The organism is Oceanobacillus jordanicus (assembly GCF_022095695.1).
GTDB lineage: Bacteria > Bacillota > Bacilli > Bacillales > Amphibacillaceae > Oceanobacillus_B > Oceanobacillus_B jordanicus.
This window is the reverse complement of record NZ_JAIFZM010000013.1, coordinates 84,199-100,021: the sequence shown is the minus strand read 5'-3', so window position 1 is coordinate 100,021 and position 15,823 is coordinate 84,199. Positions and strand designations below refer to the sequence as shown.

Annotated in this window: 17 protein-coding genes; 14 read left to right on the top strand and 3 right to left on the bottom strand. The window is 40.0% G+C overall.

Annotated elements, in window-relative coordinates:
* Window positions 1–107: 107 nt before the first annotated feature.
* Both K3T81_RS14905 and dpsA read right to left on the bottom strand, forming a co-directional pair.
* Window positions 108–1,241 (bottom strand): amidohydrolase, encoded by a 1,134-nt coding sequence (locus K3T81_RS14905; RefSeq protein ID WP_238020810.1) that lies wholly within the window; start codon window positions 1,239–1,241, stop codon window positions 108–110.
* Window positions 1,242–1,434: 193 nt separating this feature from the next.
* On the bottom strand, window positions 1,435–2,322 hold the full coding sequence (dpsA, locus tag K3T81_RS14900) for a dipicolinate synthase subunit DpsA (RefSeq protein ID WP_238020809.1): 888 nt from the start codon (window positions 2,320–2,322) through the stop codon (window positions 1,435–1,437).
* Window positions 2,323–2,627: 305 nt separating this feature from the next.
* Between dpsA and K3T81_RS14895 the strand changes: the two genes are divergently transcribed.
* The 14 genes from K3T81_RS14895 (at window position 2,628) to K3T81_RS14830 (ending at window position 14,425) form a co-directional block, all read left to right on the top strand.
* Window positions 2,628–3,389, top strand: coding sequence for a hypothetical protein (locus tag K3T81_RS14895; RefSeq protein ID WP_238020807.1), 762 nt, complete (start codon window positions 2,628–2,630; stop codon window positions 3,387–3,389).
* Window positions 3,390–3,415: 26 nt separating this feature from the next.
* Complete coding sequence (locus K3T81_RS14890) at window positions 3,416–4,207, top strand: GNAT family N-acetyltransferase (RefSeq protein WP_238020805.1); 792 nt, start codon at window positions 3,416–3,418, stop codon at window positions 4,205–4,207.
* A gap of 44 nt (window positions 4,208–4,251) precedes the next feature.
* On the top strand, window positions 4,252–4,533 hold the full coding sequence (locus K3T81_RS14885; RefSeq protein ID WP_058951430.1) for a hypothetical protein: 282 nt from the start codon (window positions 4,252–4,254) through the stop codon (window positions 4,531–4,533).
* 186 nt (window positions 4,534–4,719) lie between these two features.
* Window positions 4,720–5,736: a serine hydrolase domain-containing protein gene (locus K3T81_RS14880; RefSeq protein ID WP_238020802.1), complete on the top strand. Its 1,017-nt coding sequence runs from the start codon at window positions 4,720–4,722 to the stop codon at window positions 5,734–5,736.
* Window positions 5,737–5,834: 98 nt separating this feature from the next.
* Entirely contained in the window at window positions 5,835–6,299 is a 465-nt protein-coding gene (locus tag K3T81_RS14875) for a DinB family protein (RefSeq protein ID WP_238020801.1), read from the top strand.
* Between the two features lie 57 nt (window positions 6,300–6,356).
* Entirely contained in the window at window positions 6,357–6,698 is a 342-nt protein-coding gene (locus K3T81_RS14870) for a VOC family protein (RefSeq protein WP_238020800.1), read from the top strand.
* A gap of 142 nt (window positions 6,699–6,840) precedes the next feature.
* A complete protein-coding gene (gene yhfZ, locus K3T81_RS14865; RefSeq protein WP_238020799.1) occupies window positions 6,841–7,773 on the top strand; it encodes a GntR family transcriptional regulator YhfZ in 933 nt (310 codons plus the stop codon).
* A gap of 72 nt (window positions 7,774–7,845) precedes the next feature.
* Window positions 7,846–8,226, top strand: a complete 381-nt coding sequence (locus K3T81_RS14860) for a PRD domain-containing protein (protein ID WP_106896468.1) — start codon at window positions 7,846–7,848, stop codon at window positions 8,224–8,226.
* Window positions 8,223–8,582: a DUF2620 domain-containing protein gene (locus K3T81_RS14855; RefSeq protein ID WP_238020798.1), complete on the top strand. Its 360-nt coding sequence runs from the start codon at window positions 8,223–8,225 to the stop codon at window positions 8,580–8,582. The genes K3T81_RS14860 and K3T81_RS14855 overlap by 4 nt, the downstream gene beginning before the upstream one ends.
* A gap of 28 nt (window positions 8,583–8,610) precedes the next feature.
* Window positions 8,611–9,897 (top strand): YhfT family protein, encoded by a 1,287-nt coding sequence (locus K3T81_RS14850; protein ID WP_238020820.1) that lies wholly within the window; start codon window positions 8,611–8,613, stop codon window positions 9,895–9,897.
* 19 nt (window positions 9,898–9,916) lie between these two features.
* Window positions 9,917–10,831 (top strand): phosphotriesterase family protein, encoded by a 915-nt coding sequence (locus K3T81_RS14845; protein ID WP_238020797.1) that lies wholly within the window; start codon window positions 9,917–9,919, stop codon window positions 10,829–10,831.
* A gap of 3 nt (window positions 10,832–10,834) precedes the next feature.
* Window positions 10,835–11,959, top strand: a complete 1,125-nt coding sequence (locus K3T81_RS14840) for an aminotransferase class V-fold PLP-dependent enzyme (protein WP_238020796.1) — start codon at window positions 10,835–10,837, stop codon at window positions 11,957–11,959.
* A gap of 99 nt (window positions 11,960–12,058) precedes the next feature.
* On the top strand, window positions 12,059–13,219 hold the full coding sequence (locus K3T81_RS14835) for a YhfX family PLP-dependent enzyme (RefSeq protein WP_238020795.1): 1,161 nt from the start codon (window positions 12,059–12,061) through the stop codon (window positions 13,217–13,219).
* Between the two features lie 3 nt (window positions 13,220–13,222).
* Complete coding sequence (locus K3T81_RS14830) at window positions 13,223–14,425, top strand: phosphopentomutase (RefSeq protein WP_238020794.1); 1,203 nt, start codon at window positions 13,223–13,225, stop codon at window positions 14,423–14,425.
* A 463-nt stretch (window positions 14,426–14,888) separates the two neighbouring features.
* Here the strand turns inward: K3T81_RS14830 and K3T81_RS14825 are convergent, their stop codons facing one another.
* Entirely contained in the window at window positions 14,889–15,560 is a 672-nt protein-coding gene (locus K3T81_RS14825) for a peptidylprolyl isomerase (RefSeq protein WP_238020793.1), read from the bottom strand.
* Window positions 15,561–15,823: the final 263 nt, after the last annotated feature.

The following is a 15,823-nucleotide window of genomic DNA, read 5'->3' as shown; positions in this document are numbered from 1 at the left end:
CGCCAGGCGAATGGAAAAAGGGTTATGCATACAAAATGCATAACCCTTTTTGTTTGGGTATAGGCAAAAATGTCAGCAGCCTGTTAAGCAGGTCTGCTGACATTTTTTTATTGTTCCGTATTAACTATTTCCCCATTAATAAACACTGTTTCAATTTTACTTCGCAAATCAAACAAGTTACCGTTCCAGATGACAAGGTCTGCATCTTTACCGGTTTCAATGGAACCAACTTGGTCTTCAACACCAAGATGCTTTGCAGCATTGCTTGTGAGCATTTGCAATGCTTGCTGTTCAGTTAAACCATGTTTTATTGCATGGATTGCACTTGTTACTAAGTATTCAATTCCTACTACAGGATGATCAGTTGTGAGAGAGCAGGAAATCCCAGCATCCATGAGTACTTTCGCGGTGGACCAACTTTTATCCTTCAATTCTACTTTTGAACGAGTTGACATCGTGGGACCAACCGATACACATACGTCATGCTTTGCTATATATTCGGCAATCTTATGACCTTCCGTACAATGTTCGATCGTAATGTCTATATTAAACTCTTTTTTAATACGTAAAACTGTTACAATATCATCTGCGCGATGGGCGTGCACCCGTAACGGTATTTCCTTTTTTAATACCTTTGTAAGATTTTCGAGACTTAAATCTCTCTCTGTTTTTTCTTTGTCCATGTAATTCTGTGTTTCGATTAGTTTCTCCCGAAGCCTTGCTGCAACACCCATACGGGTGGTCGGCATCTTTCCTTTACCACCATGAAACATTTTAGGGTTTTCCCCTGTAGCTGCTTTCATTCCAGAAGGAGCTCGCAGAATCATTTCATCCACGATATTTCCGTTTGTCTTTAAGACAGCCATTTCACCACCGATAACATTAGCGCTTCCTGGCATTATTTGAACGGTAGTGATTCCTGCCTTTCTGGCATCGGCAAAACCAGTTTCCATTGGGTTAATTCCGTCAATTGCTCGAACCTGCGGTGTAACTGGATCGCTAGTCTCATTAAAATCACTACCTTCACGACCTACCCCTTCCTCTGATACACCTAAATGGGTATGTACATCTATCAAACCAGGTGTGACTATCTTTCCCTCTGCATCAATCACTTCATAACCATGTGGAACAGCTATGCCGGATTCAATGGATTGAAATTTTCTATCTTTTACGAGAACGGTGTGGTTTTTTAGTACATTTCCATTTCCGTCATAAATTATTGCATTTTTAATTGCATACATATTGAAACCTCCAAATAATAGTGAACAATAAATTCAGAAAATAATTACTGATCGAGTCTGTAATTGATAATAAATTATTTTGGCAATATTGTACAGGATTTGAAAAATAGTACTATGTTTTAAAGATAGTCATGATTTTTCCCGCCTCAACTGGCAGTAAAACCCCAACCAAATGAAGTTTCACTTTATTATTTTAATCTATAGTGAGGTCAGAAAGTAGTTCGTCTTGAAGAATAGTAGCAATAATTCTCCCTGCTGTTTTAGGAGCCGTTTTCCCTGGTAAACCTAACGCGTGCAATGCCTGTATCCCTTGTTGTTTTGCAAAGTTAAAATCCGTTCCTCCGGGTTTTGATGCAAGATCAATAATTAATCCGCTTTGTTTCATTTTTAGTATTATACTGTTTGTAAGCACAGGTGAGGGGATTGTATTAATAAAAATGTCTGTCTTGCTAGCATGTTGCTCAAGATCTGTCATATCTATTGCTTCTATTCCTAACTCATATAAGCGTGCAAAGGCCGCTTTTTTTCTGACCGCTACGGTTACGTTTGCTCCAACAGCTGAAAATAACCTGGCTACCGTTACACCAACCCTCCCAAACCCGAGGACAGTAATAGTTGAACCATGCACCGTTTCTTTTGTATTCTCTATTGCTAATTTTAAGGCTCCTTCAGCTGTTGGGATGGAGTTATATATGGCAAGATCGTCTCTGGAAAATAAAGTAGTTAGTTTTCGATTTGCCGATTTAGCCATCTCTTTTAGTTGGTGCTTTGCGGTTCCACTATAAATCCTACAATGATCGGGGGTCTTTTTAAATAACACATCGGTTATTTTAACTGGTTTATCAGAGTATGGAGCTTCTACATTTCCTTCATCATCTATTCCGGCAACTGGTAATACGATCGCATCCATATTTTCTATGTGCTGGTGTAGATCATTAACCCTCGTTACGCCTTGTTTATTTATATTCAGTTGTGAAAAGCCTGCGAGGTAAAGCTGGGCATTATGTTCCGTCAACATATCAATGACTTCTATATATCTTGCGTCACCACCAGCAATAAGTATTTTCATTCCATTAATCAATTGCTCACCCTCTTTCCTTTTATCCCCAAGCATCCTTCCGTAAGACACCCACTTCAAAACATGAGGTGAAACCGTAAGTTCTTAGTGGGAGAAAACGGACACTAACACCCCGATTCATTTAACTAACAATAAGTGAAGGGAAGAACGAATCCCCCACTGATTGCAGTTTCACTTTATCCCTATATTTTACAGGAACGATACGTTTAATATGACAGCAATGCAGAATCGTTTCAAACCTTTGTTTTTATTTAGAATACTGTTTAAAGTATTACTTTTGATATAATGACTTAAAAGGAGGTACCTATATGCTTCATGTACCCAATTATATCCAGGCTGTATGGGGAAAGTTTGATGATTTTCCAATGGAAACTTTAACGAAGTTTTGGATTCATTTACAAGAAGAAGACGGGAGGCAACGAGAAGTCACAGAAATGAGAGAGCATAGAGAGCAGTTTGGGATCACAGGAAATTGTTTTGATCTTTCGCTTTGGTTATTGGATGAATTTAAGCGTGCAGGAATTTCGGCATATCCTATTGGGCATCATCTGGAGAGTGAGCATGCACATATAGCTGTTATTGCTTTGGATAGCGAAGGAAAGCGTTATTTTTGTGATCTGGGAGATCAATGGTTGAGACCTTTACCAATTGATGCAGGGCAAGAAAATTACGGTGGCGGAAGACTGAAGGGGTATTTTCCTGCAGCCGAGATCCAATTTGAAAAACATGGGGAGCAACTAGAAGTACAATATTACCGACCAAATGGAAAAGCTTCCAGGCAAATTTTTGAGCTAACTCCTATTTTAATGCGTGATTGCTTAAAGGCAGCTGAGCATTCTCAAAAGACGGTAAAGCCACACCCATTACTTGAATGCAGAATACCATACAAATCAGGGGTGGCACATTGGGAATTTTATAACTGGGAGAGCTTTCTTTCTACAGAAGAAGGATTGATCAAAGAGCCGGCACTTAAATATGTGGATCAATGGGTAGAAATACTTCATTTTCACACACGATATAACAAACAGTTTCTAGAGGTCGTATTAAAAGAGTATGAGAAACTTGCTTAATAGAGATAAAGAGAGAAGGTTAAGACATGGTATACGAGGCCGATCAAGAAATAAAGCAAAAAGTTGCTAAATATTTTACCGGAATGGAGGACACCACTATCCTTTCCTGCTTGCAAGGACATATGGGAAAAGCATGGGTGAATAACAGGGAGAATCCAGAGGCTGCACAAATAATGGTAGGTGATTTTACATTTTTTGCCGGTAATCCCGCTGCTGAAGGGGTAGAAGCCCTTCTGAAAAACGTGCCGGAACACATTCTCGCTATAGTCGATAATGATGAATGGAAAATGCTCATTGAGGAAGTACATAAAGGAAATGCTGAAAGAATTCAGCGCCATGCTTTTCGGAAAGAACATAAGGATCTGGATTCCACTTATCTCCGAAAACTTACTGGAAATTTACCTGTAGGATATGAATTACGTAAGATAGACAAAAGTATTGTAAGCATGCCTTCTTTATTTGAAGTGTCACCAGATTTTATTAAGCAATTTGATTCGATTGCAGATTTCCTGGAAAGAGGGGTCGGCTTTGCTATTTTGTTTGATGAAAAAGTAGTAAGTGCTGCCGCATCATACAGTATTTATGATGAGGGAATAGAGATAGAGATTGTGACGGATGATAACCACCGTAATAAGGGGCTTGCCACTTGTGTTGCTGCTGCTTTAATAGTGAATTGTCTGGAGAGAGGGCAATATCCAAGCTGGGATGCCGCTAATTTAAAATCAGCTAAATTGGCTACCAAACTCGGCTATGTGTCAATTGGTTCTTATGATACGTATTACATTCATACACATTCTCCCCATCTCGTACATAAATAGGTTATTTTCTGGGAAACTATAACTAATCTTATTAATTAAAGGGGATGTATGTGGTGGAAGAGAGTACTCATCAGAAGCTTCAGCAGGCACATAAACAAATCATAAGCGCACAACAGGCAATCTTAGATGCACAAGGTGCGAATAACAAATTGATTGAACAAGCTGAGCAGCAATTAATACAGGCGGAACAAGCATTGCAAGCATTACAGACAAATGAAGGCACTGAGTTAACAGAAAATCCGCAATTCCAGCAAGCATATGAGGAACTGCATGATATTAGACAACAGGTACAAGAAGCACAGCAAAATAACAATGATGTATTATAAACAATGAAAGGCTTCAGATGAAGTCTTTTTTTATTTTTTTAACTATATTCAAAATTATGTGCTAATATATTAAGGAGTATTTTAAATCTGTAGGGAGTTGATGAACATGATGATTACCATTCAAATGTGAGGGATGTACTAATTAACCCTCTCTAATAAAAACTTAAATAATGGAGGGGGATTTAAATGAATGCTAATGAAGTAAAAGGTAAAATTCAATTACTACAAAAGGAAATGCATTTTTCAGGGGTATATCATGCGAAAAAGAAGGAAATCGATTATAGCGGAAGCTTTGGTTATGCAAACCGTTCCGACCGAATAAAAAATAACAGTCAAACGCGATTTGGCATTGCTTCAGGTTGTAAAATTTTTACGTCTATCGCAGTTTGTCAGCTTGTTGAGCAGGGACTTTTAAGTTTCCAAACAAAGCTCCATGAATGCCTGCCTATTGATTTTCCTGCTTACAGCAAAGAAGTAAACATTCATCAATTGCTGACACACACTTCCGGGGTCCCGGACTATTTTGATGAGGAAAAGATGGATGATTACGAAGAACTCTGGATAGACAATCCAGTATACGCAATACGTAGCCTACATGACTTTCTTCCGTTGTTCCAAAATAGAGAAATGACGTCTTTACCAAGTAGTGAATTTCACTACAATAATGCAGGGTATATTCTCTTAGGCCTAATTGTTGAACAGATTAGCGAAATGAAATTTACTGATTATGTGGAGCGATTTATTTTTGAAAAGGCAGGAATGATGCATTCAGGCTATTTCGAAATGGATAAACTGCCAGATAACACAGCACTCGGTTATATTGAAGAGCCTGATGGCAGTTACAAAACGAATGTATTTTCCGTACCAGCAAAAGGTGGAGCAGATGGTGGTGCGTTTGTAACAGCTGAAGATATGGTCACCTTTTGGGATGCTCTTTTCAACCACCGATTAGTGTCCGAAAAGATGACGGAAAAACTTTTCCAGCCACAAATAGAAGTAGAGGAAGATCTTTATTACAGCTATGGTGGCTATGTGGATATGGACCAAGGGAAAGTGAAAAAGCATATTCTAATAGGGTATGACCCAGGTTGTAACTTCCGTTCTGTATACTATCCAGAGAACTCTATAAGTATTGTAGTTTGCTCAAATGAATCGGACGGTGCGTTTGAAGTATTGAAGGAACTGGAGAAGTTAATAATCTGATAAAATCACTCAGCATAGAGACCAGGAGAATGTTTTGGTCTCTTCTCCTTTTAAAAAAATTTTTTTGTATATGTTTGTACCTAGTGAAGGAGCTTGTGATGCATTGCGTAAATGTACTAAACCAAATTAAAGTAGCTGTAAATACGGTGCTTGAAATTATTGATCAATTAGAAGAGGAAGATCTGAAAAAAAGACCGACGCCTAACAAACATTCAGTTGGAGAATTATTAGAGCATTTAGCAGTTATTTTTGAAGCTGATTGGCGTATTTCCAATGAAGCATCTGAAGAAGAAATGAGGAATTTCTATTCAGGAGTATCATATAAAAACTTGAATTCTATAAGGAAAGGTATGCGAAAAAATTTTAGAGCGTTAAAGAGTAACTATATGAAATTGTCAGAAGAGGAACTCCAATCTAAAACCACTTCGTATTGGGGTGTAACCTACACAAGATATGAATGGCTATTAGAGATTTTAGCACACGTTTATCATCACAGGGGACAATTACATGCTATGCTTGTACACTGTTATGATAAGGATCCTAGGATTTTAATGTTTGAGTAAATTCCATAGGGAATTTAAATATAATTTAAAAGTAGATGAGAGAGGAAGGTCGTTTAAATGTTTGAAAGAATAGACACGATCTGTTTAACAGTTAGTAATCTCCCAGAATCGAGTACGTGGTATCAACAATTAGGGTTTACAATAAACTATAAGGGTGATAATTACCAAGTATTAACCGTTGGAAACAGTGAAGTGCCACTTACGCTTGAGGAAGGGAGTAATTTAGTAAAAGAAAATCAAGCATACCCTATTTTTTTCACTAAAGATATTCAGCATACATATAGGGAATTACAAGAAAAAGGTGTTTTAGTAACAGGAATTCAAGATGACGGTGATAATAGATTTTTTGACTTTTATGACCGGGATAATAATAAGTTGCAAGTTTGTTTCTGGGAGTAAGAATTTAAGGTCAACTAACATAAGTATCATATGTGATTGTTACAAGTGCATATATTTTAAAAAATAGCTATTTTATTGCACTATACCTATGAAAACGTTATAATTTACAATATACAATATTTTGTAAACTTGTGAGGTTAAAATGAGTAGAATTTTGGAAGGTTTATATTCAAAGAATGGGCTGGCGGCAAAAGAAATTGCTAGCAAAATGTTGCATATAAGGGAAGGAAGTCGCATTCCCAGGGTGAGTGATTTTGCGGAGGAGTTCTCCATCGGCAATGGTACTGTGCAAGGTGCCCTTAAAGTATTGGAAAATATTCATGCGATAAAACTTGAAGCAAGAGGTCATATGGGTACTTTCTTGCTTAAAAAAGATGTACACTTATTAAAGGAAATAGCTGGAGACGGATCATTTATAGGAGCGATGCCGCTACCATATTCTACAAAATATGAAGGGCTAGCCACCGGATTGATTGAGGCGTCAGAATCCATGATAAACCACATTAATTTGGCTTATATGAGAGGATCTAAACAAAGACTGGATGCACTAAAAACTCGCCGCTATGATTTTATCATTATGTCACAGCTAGCAGCAGAAGAGGAAATAGCGAAAGACATTAAATTAGAAATAGCAGTCAATTTTGGTCCCCATACGTATGTGTCTACTCACCAGGTTTTCTTTGCTAATAAACAGAATGACAGAGTCATAGATGGTATGAGGGTTGGGGTAGATTATACATCGATAGATCAGTCAAAAATAACGTTGCTTGAATGTGAAGGACTTGAAATCGAGTTGGTTCCGGTAAATTATATGCAACTTTTTGATATGCTTCTTAGCGGTGATATCGATGCAGCAGTGTGGAATGCTGATGAAAACCGCACGAATGGTGATATGGGTGTCGGTACATTTCGTTCTCCTAAAGCTAGGGAAATTTCTGAGAAAGCCACAAGTTCAGTAGTGCTGATTGAAAAGGATCGTTCAGATGTAAAAAAATATCTAGGGAAATTAGATATAATGGATATTGTGGAAACACAAAGGAAGGTTGTTAGAAAAGAGAAATTGCCGCATTATTAGACAGTAAAAGAGATAGCGGTTTTTCTTTTTCAATCAATATACAGAAAACTGTATATTAATGGAGGTTTAGGAATGAATCTAGAACAATTGAAGGATAGGTTGCAGATCTTAGCGTTAGGTAATGTTATTTCAAAGCCAGCATGCGAAGTCACGGTAAGAGCGTTTGATTATTTAGTAACAGAATTAAAGACGGAAGATTTACAACAATCGGAGATGCTTTTCACCCATTTGCCTTCCGCAATTACACGGATTGGGGAAGGTGAGACGTTGGAAGGCCCATCTTCCGAAATTATGAAAGAAGTAAGAAATTCAGATTATTATTCCACTGCGGAAAATCACATTAAAAATATTGAACAGATATGGGGACACACACTGCCGGAAGAAGAGAAAGCGTTTTTATCAATGCACTATACTACCATAATAAAAGCAAATCAAGGGGGAGATAAAAAATGAAAATTGTTATCGGAGGCCAAGTAGAAAAGAAGGCAATTGAAGGGTTAATTAAAGAATTAGATGCAAGTATTGAAACATCCGTGAAGTCTGATTTGGACGCAGCTATGGCAATCAAAACCGGTCAGGCGGATTATTATGTTGGCGCCTGTCACACTGGCGGCGGGGGAGCTTTAGCTATGGCTATTGCTATGATTGGCCGGGATCAATGTGAAACCGTTTCCATACCGGGGAAGCAGCCCCAAGAGGAAAAAGTAATAGAAGCCGTAAATGCCGGCAAAAAGGCATTCGGGTTTACTGGCGACCATATGGAAAAGGCAATCCCTATGATTGTAAATGCATTAAAAAATAAAGCGTAGATAACAAAAGGGGGAAAAGAGAGTGGATATGATTTTTGTTATTTTAATAGGTGCAGTGGCAGCGGTGCTAGCAAATCTGAATATCGCAGTATTCAATGATGGATTACGACCAATTGTTGGGGAACATATTGAAGGCAGGTTAAAACGAAGAGAATTGGGACTTACAGCATTTGCAATGAGCTTTGGCCTCGTTGTTGGTTTCGGCATTCCATTTACAGTAACAGCTAGTATTATTTTAATCCACAGTATTTTACTTGGTACTGATATTATTGGACTCATTACACCAAAAAACAAATGGGGGACACCTTTGGCAGCAGCTATTGGGGCAGTATATGGCTGGGGCTTACTAATAGGCCTGGAAGGTTTCGTGAAATTATTCGAACATTTGCCGGTGAATTTTCTTGAGCCAATGGGGGAAGTTGGAACACCCGTTGTTGTCACCTTTATGGCTTTTCCAGCATTAGCGGTTGCTATGCAGTTTACGATTAAAAAAGGGATTCTTACCTTTTTAGTAGCGGCACTCGTTAGGCAGCTTGCTGTATTTATGAACGAAGGTGGATTCCTTTCGATTGGTGGGAATGCTATTACGCTTAATCAAGAAGGGATGGCATTGATTGCTGGTATGATCTTCTTGTTTGGTTTTGCGATGCGGGAAAAACAAGAAGAAGGCAGTTCTGTGGATCTTGCTTCTATTTTCAGTGAAAAGGTAAAAGCAATTAAGAAAAATGTTGTATTCTTCATGATTATTGGAGCGCTTATCGCGGGGGCAACGAATTTGCTGCTTATGGCAGGTGATCCCATTTCATTAAGCCTTCTTGCGGAAGGAAAACAGGCAGATGCAGGGATTGCAGCAGCTGCAAGAGCGATTGGTTTTATCCCGCTTGTTGCCAGTACAGCCATTGCGACAGGGGTTTATAGTCCTGTTGGCTTTACACTGATTTTCGTTGTGGGACTATTTGTACCTAATGTGTGGATTGCTGTCATTGTTGGTGCGATTGTCATCTTCCTCGAAGTAATGCTATTAAGTGTTATTGCTAGATTCCTAGATAAATATCCGGGTGTGAGAAACTCTGGGGAGAATATCCGAAGTGCAATGACGAAATTGCTTGAAGTGGCTTTACTTATTGGGGGAGCTAACGCGGCAAATATGATTGCACCGGGCTTCGGCTTCTTCTTTATAGCTGGTTTTTACCTATTAAATGAAATTGCTGGTCGGCCAATTGTACGGATGGCCGTAGGACCTGTCGGCGCCATAGCAGTGGGGATTATCGCAAACATTTTGGTGCTAATGGGGATTATGACATTACCGCAATAATAACCTAGGAGGCTACTTGATGATACAGACTGTATTAGGAAAAATTGAAAAAGGAGCTTTTGGTATATGTGCCGCACATGAGCATCTATCAATCGACTTGTCCAGGATCAAAGGGGACCCTGACACCATTTTAGATGATGAGGTAGGAATGTTGTCAGAGCTATCGTTCTTTTATGAAGCGAAAGGTAAATCTATGGTAGAGCTTACCAATGACGGAATGGGGCGAGATGTTAATCGTCTTAAGCGATTAAGTGAACAATCGGGAGTGCATATCGTAACGTGTACGGGCTTTTATAAGGACCCGTTCATTCCGGAATTTGCAGCAGACTGGGGACGAGACGAATTTGCAACACATTTTTTAAAAGAGATTAAGGAAGGGATAGAGACAACAGACATCTACCCTGGCGTTATAGGCGAAGTTGGCACAAGTGTAAATGAGATCAAACCAATTGAAAAGGAACTGATCTTAGGCGCAGGGCATGCTGCAAGGGAATCTGGGCTTCCAGTATCTACTCACACCTCACTTGGCACACTTGGAAGTAAACAGGTGGAGATGTTATTTGGACTTGGAGTCGATAAAGAACAAATCATTATTGGCCACCAGGATTTAAATCCGAATAAAGAAGAAGTACTTGATGTTCTACAATCCGGTGTATACATTGGCTTTGATACGATTGGCAAAAATAATTATCGGCCAAACGAAGAGCGTCTTGCTTTCCTGCTCGACTTTATTGAGCTAGGGTATCACAAACAAGTGCTATTATCTGCAGATCTTACACGCAAATCCCATTGGCATAAACATGACGGACCTGGGTATGACCTTGTATTACGTGATTTCATTCCAGAACTCCGTAAACGTGGTGTTAGTGAAGAAGTGATCATGGATCTGCTTATTAATAATCCCGCAAATGCTTTTGCAATAAAGGAGATGTGATAAATGGTCTATGATACAACTAAATTAAAATACGCAGATTCCGTCCTACCGACACTATCTATTCTAGAAGCACAAGCATTGCAATTTAAACTAGTAGATAAAATGAGTGCTCATTTCACTGGGGATCAATTTTTATCAATGGGTGATCTTGGGGTCGCCCCCCGTTTTAAAAAACCAGAGCAAACCGAACGGGTAGAACGTGTATTGGCCGATTTCTTTAATACAGAAAAAGCGGCATTGGTCCGGGGGGCTGGAACTGGCGCAATACGTATCATCCTAAGTACATTAATGGACCCTGGTGATAGCATGTTTATTCATACGGCACCAGTTTACACGACGACAAAAGATACACTACGCATTCTTGGTTTGAAAACGAAAGCTGTTGACTACAACGATTTGGAAGCTATTGCGGAAGCAGTGAAAAACGACCAAGATTGCCGCGTTTTCTATGTGCAGCATGCGCGCCAGCAGCCAACTGACACATACAATTTAAAAGAGGTAATCTCCATAGTAAAACAGACTAGACCAGATCTTCCCGTGGTGGTAGATGATAACTACTGTGCAATGAAGGCTTATGGAATTGGTGTGGAATATGGAGCAGATTATTCTACATTTAGTGGCTTTAAATTGTTGGGACCAGAGGGAGTAGGGATCATCGTTGGGAAAGCAGAAGCAGTTAACGTATTACAACAACGAAACTATTCTGGCGGTGGCCAAGTTCAAGGCTACGAAGCAATGGAACTTCTGCGAATGATGACATTTGCACCCGTTTCGCTGGCTACTCAAAATGAGCAGGTTGAGGCAGTGTGCTGGAGGCTTAATGAAGGCGCGATAGAAGGAATAGAAGCAGCCTATATGACGAATGCGCAATCCAAAAATGTCATTGTAGAATTGAAAGAACCGATTGCACAGGAAGTAATTAGAAAAAGCAATGAATTAGGAGCTGCAACGCATCCTGTAGGCGCAGAATCAAAATATGAAATTATACCCATGGTTTATCGTGTCTCTGGAAGTTTTATAGAAGCACAACCAAGACTTAAAGAATATGGTTTGCGTATAAACCCAATGAAATCTGGCGCAAATACAGTATTACAAATTATAGACGAGGCAATCCAGTCCTGTAACTAGCATCAAGGAGGCTTTAAGGTTTCGCTAAAGGACCAGCGAATGCGAGTTTTTCTAAAAGTACTACTAATGGAACAGACATAAAGATAGGGGGGTGCTTCCATGTTTTTAGATGTAACAAAAAGACGCAATCCTGCGCTAATACAAGCCGGAATGTCCCTTCATCAAAATGGAGAAATTCCTCCCAACACTTATATAATTGATGTGGATGCATTAAAAAAGAATACACGTCTGCTGCAAGAAAAAGCTTCCGCTTATGGAATGAAACTTTATTTTATGAGTAAGCAGCTGGGAAGATTGCCGAAAATTGCAGAGGTGATTACACAAAGTGGCATTAAAAAAGCGGTAGCGGTAGATTTTGACGAAGGGAAGCTGCTTGCCGACAATGATATTCCTATAGGCAATATCGGACATCTCGTACAACCAGGTAAACATCAATGGGAGGAAGTTCTTAGCTGGAATCCGGAAGTTGTAACAATTTTTTCTTATGAACGTGCAGTGCAGCTAGCAACTGCTGCAGCCTTCGCTGGTGTCGACCAAGAGATTATCTTAAAGGTAATGGACGAAAATGATAGTTTATACCGTGCTCAGGAAGGTGGTATCCCTCTTAGGGACTTGGAAGAGACGATAGATCGAATTCAGGATCTCTCCCACGTAACGATTGTTGGAATAACTAGTTTTCCAAACCTGCAACTGGCTCCGAATAAATCGAAAATGATACCAACTAATAATCTAACCACATTATTACGAGCAAAAAAAACTTTAGAACAAAAAGGTATTACGATAAAGCAGATTAATGGTCCAAGTGGCACTAGCAGTGAGACTATTCCATTTTTGGCAGCTCAAGGAGTTACGCACGGAGAACCGGGACATGCACTGACTGGAACGACACCGCTTCATGCTTTTAAAGATTTGCCAGAAGAACCTGCCATCATTTATGTATCGGAAGTCTCTCATACGTACAAGGGGAACTTTCAGGTGATAGCGGGTGGCTATTACGGTCGATCCAACATGGAGGGATGTCTTGTTGGGCATGATTCAGCTACCATTCTCAAACAACAGACAACAGTCCAAGAGCACAGCCCTGAGTCGATTGATTATTATGGGACGATAGATGCTCCAAGTAGTTTTACAATCGATATTGGAGATACAGCAATTTTTTCTTTCAGGACGCAGATTTTCGTTACCCGCGCCCATATAGCACTAGTGCAAGGAATACAATCTGGCGAACCAAAGCTCATTCACCTGGAAAGGAAGTGGTAGTACATGGCGAAAATGACACTTATCGTAATTGATAGCTTTGGGATTGGCGCCATGGATGATTATGAGCAGTATGTTCCCTCTGACTCTCACGCGAATACTTATAAACATATTCGGGATATAAAACGAGAAGACCTTAAGATTCCATTTATGTATGCATCTGGTTTAGGTACACTGGTAGATAACGAGCCAGAACCTAAAAATGCTTACGGCTATGCGAGGCTTGCACATCATGGTGCGGACACTTATCTTGGACATCAAGAGATCGCGGGAAGCTGTCCGAAGAAATCAAATAGACGGCTAATGTCAGCTATTCATGGAGAAATAAAAGAAGCATTAGAGGCAAGTGGATACTCCGTAAGCTACCCCATTGCTGGTTGCCCAGTACTCTTGGTAAATAATGCTGCAGTAGTAGCAGATAACCTTGAATCAGCTGTTGGAAATATTGTAAATGTTACCGCTGATTTTAAAAAAATGCCGTTTGATGAAGTGAAAAAACTCGGTCAAACTGTTCGCGAAAATGTTGACACGACAAGGGTTATCGCATTCGGAGGGCCCTTCACATCCATTGAGCACATTCTTTCGTGTGTGAAACAAAAGAATAAGGAGCAATGGGGAGTTGATACCCCGAAAGCAAATGTTTATGGTGATGGATACAATGTTTTTCATATGGGATATGGGGTGGAAATAGATAAGCAGTTTCCGATGATCGCGGCCGCGCATAAGCTGAAAGTTTATCGATTGGGCAAAACCGCAGATGTGCTTCACGGGGTAGGTCCTGCAAACCCACTCGTCAATACGACAGAACTACTAAAGACAGTTTCAGAGACTTATCGAGAGGAGCCTGGGGAGGCTGCATTCCTAGTGAATATTCAGGAAACAGATCTAGCTGGACATGCAGAAGACACAGACTGGTATGCTGCACTTTTAAATGAAACAGACCAATGGCTACGGGAGTCATTTATACCATTAATGGAACAAGATGATATTTTGATCGTAATGGCGGATCATGGAAATGATCCTACAATTGGCCATTCTAACCATACAAGAGAGTTTGTACCTATCATGATATTCGGTGACATGGTAAAAGAGGTATCAATTGGTGAACGATCGACCATGGCAGATGTTGGTGCCACATTCTGTGATTTCTTCAAGCTTCCTCCCACTGCTGAGGGAAAGAGCTTTTTAGGAGAAATACTAGATCGCTAAAATCAAACCAAAAAAAGAACAGAGACGCCAGCAACTTTTGCGCGTCTCTGTTCTTTTTCTAATTGTCTAGGAAATTATAGATTGTGAGTACTGTGGATAACCAAGTAACTGAATTAGCTATCTCCAGCTCCAGAGCCCAGAAACTAGGCGACTTCACGAAGTCGCCCTACGATAAAGAAGACTTGCCGACTGGTGAGAACCAGAGGCCTAGTCGCCCTTATACCCGGAGGGTGAAAGTCATCATCGGTTCCTCAATTAAGGTCGGTCGACTAAAAACGTCCTTGCCGGCCAACGCCGACATACCCCTTTTGCAGGGGCATGATTCCTTTATCTCAGTTGATTCGCTCCACTCGCTACGTGGGCCCGGAGGATCCGGGTCATGCCGACGTTGCCTCAGGACGAGGCGAACTTGGTCGGCGTTCCTTAAAACGGGCGCTTGCGCTTTTGTTCTGTGTAAAAGCCATTATTGTTTTTCTGGTTCTGGGTAATCGTAGCCTTTTGTGTCTACTTCTACTTTTTTCATAACAGGCGTATCTCCTGAATTACCTGCTGCAACAATCTCATCTACTGTATCCATTCCCTCTGTAACTTCACCAAATGCTGCATAGTCTCCGTCCAGATGAGGAGAGCTTTCTAGCATGATAAAAAATTGGGAGCCGGCCGAATCGGGCGATTGAGACCTTGCCATGGATAGAACACCTCGATCATGTATTAAATCATTTTTAACACCATTTGATTCGAATTCGCCAGCGATGGAATAACCGGGGCCACCGGTACCATTTCCTTCTGGATCTCCTCCCTGAATGACGAAGCCTGGTTCAATTCTGTGAAAAGTCAGACCATCGTAAAAACCGTCTTCTATAAGTGATATGAAATTCGCCACCGTATTAGGAGCAACCTTTGGATATAGTTCTGCGATAATTTGGTCATCATTTTCCATCGTAATCGTCACGATTGGGTTCTCATCCACTTCAGGATAATCTGTGACATCGTTCGTGGATTCTTCCCCGTTATCTTGTTCTGTATCATTTTCTTCTGTTTCAGTGTTGCTGCCACAACCGTTTAGGAGGGCAATAAGTAACATGATAGCTAGAAAAGCGATCATCAGCTTGTAGCGATTTCGCAATGATTTCATCTATGTAAGTCACCTCTTTACTATTTTTCTTATACAAGTATAGCATGTTCTCAAAAAAAATCCCTAGTTAGGCTATGAATTAGTCTGATTATTACCAATTACGTAAAATTCGCTCTATTCGTTACCATTTCCCAGATAATAATAGCATCGTTATACTCATCTTACTCTCATCCCACTATATCCTGATTAAACACGCTATACCATGCTTAATCCATTTTGACGTGCGAATCGATTCCTATTAGTCTTATAAAGTACGTGTTTTT

Coding starts and splice junctions, on each gene's coding strand:
- K3T81_RS14895 (WP_238020807.1), top strand. CDS start 2,628: ATGCTTCATGTACCCAATTATATCCAGGCTGTATGGGGAAAGTTTGAT.
- K3T81_RS14880 (WP_238020802.1), top strand. CDS start 4,720: ATGAATGCTAATGAAGTAAAAGGTAAAATTCAATTACTACAAAAGGAA.
- K3T81_RS14830 (WP_238020794.1), top strand. CDS start 13,223: ATGGCGAAAATGACACTTATCGTAATTGATAGCTTTGGGATTGGCGCC.
- K3T81_RS14885 (WP_058951430.1), top strand. CDS start 4,252: ATGTATGTGGTGGAAGAGAGTACTCATCAGAAGCTTCAGCAGGCACAT.
- K3T81_RS14845 (WP_238020797.1), top strand. CDS start 9,917: ATGATACAGACTGTATTAGGAAAAATTGAAAAAGGAGCTTTTGGTATA.
- K3T81_RS14840 (WP_238020796.1), top strand. CDS start 10,835: ATGGTCTATGATACAACTAAATTAAAATACGCAGATTCCGTCCTACCG.
- K3T81_RS14825 (WP_238020793.1), bottom strand. CDS start 15,560: ATGAAATCATTGCGAAATCGCTACAAGCTGATGATCGCTTTTCTAGCT.
- K3T81_RS14835 (WP_238020795.1), top strand. CDS start 12,059: ATGTTTTTAGATGTAACAAAAAGACGCAATCCTGCGCTAATACAAGCC.
- K3T81_RS14875 (WP_238020801.1), top strand. CDS start 5,835: ATGCATTGCGTAAATGTACTAAACCAAATTAAAGTAGCTGTAAATACG.
- K3T81_RS14905 (WP_238020810.1), bottom strand. CDS start 1,241: ATGTATGCAATTAAAAATGCAATAATTTATGACGGAAATGGAAATGTA.
- K3T81_RS14855 (WP_238020798.1), top strand. CDS start 8,223: ATGAAAATTGTTATCGGAGGCCAAGTAGAAAAGAAGGCAATTGAAGGG.
- K3T81_RS14890 (WP_238020805.1), top strand. CDS start 3,416: ATGGTATACGAGGCCGATCAAGAAATAAAGCAAAAAGTTGCTAAATAT.
- K3T81_RS14850 (WP_238020820.1), top strand. CDS start 8,611: ATGATTTTTGTTATTTTAATAGGTGCAGTGGCAGCGGTGCTAGCAAAT.
- yhfZ (WP_238020799.1), top strand. CDS start 6,841: ATGAGTAGAATTTTGGAAGGTTTATATTCAAAGAATGGGCTGGCGGCA.
- K3T81_RS14870 (WP_238020800.1), top strand. CDS start 6,357: ATGTTTGAAAGAATAGACACGATCTGTTTAACAGTTAGTAATCTCCCA.
- K3T81_RS14860 (WP_106896468.1), top strand. CDS start 7,846: ATGAATCTAGAACAATTGAAGGATAGGTTGCAGATCTTAGCGTTAGGT.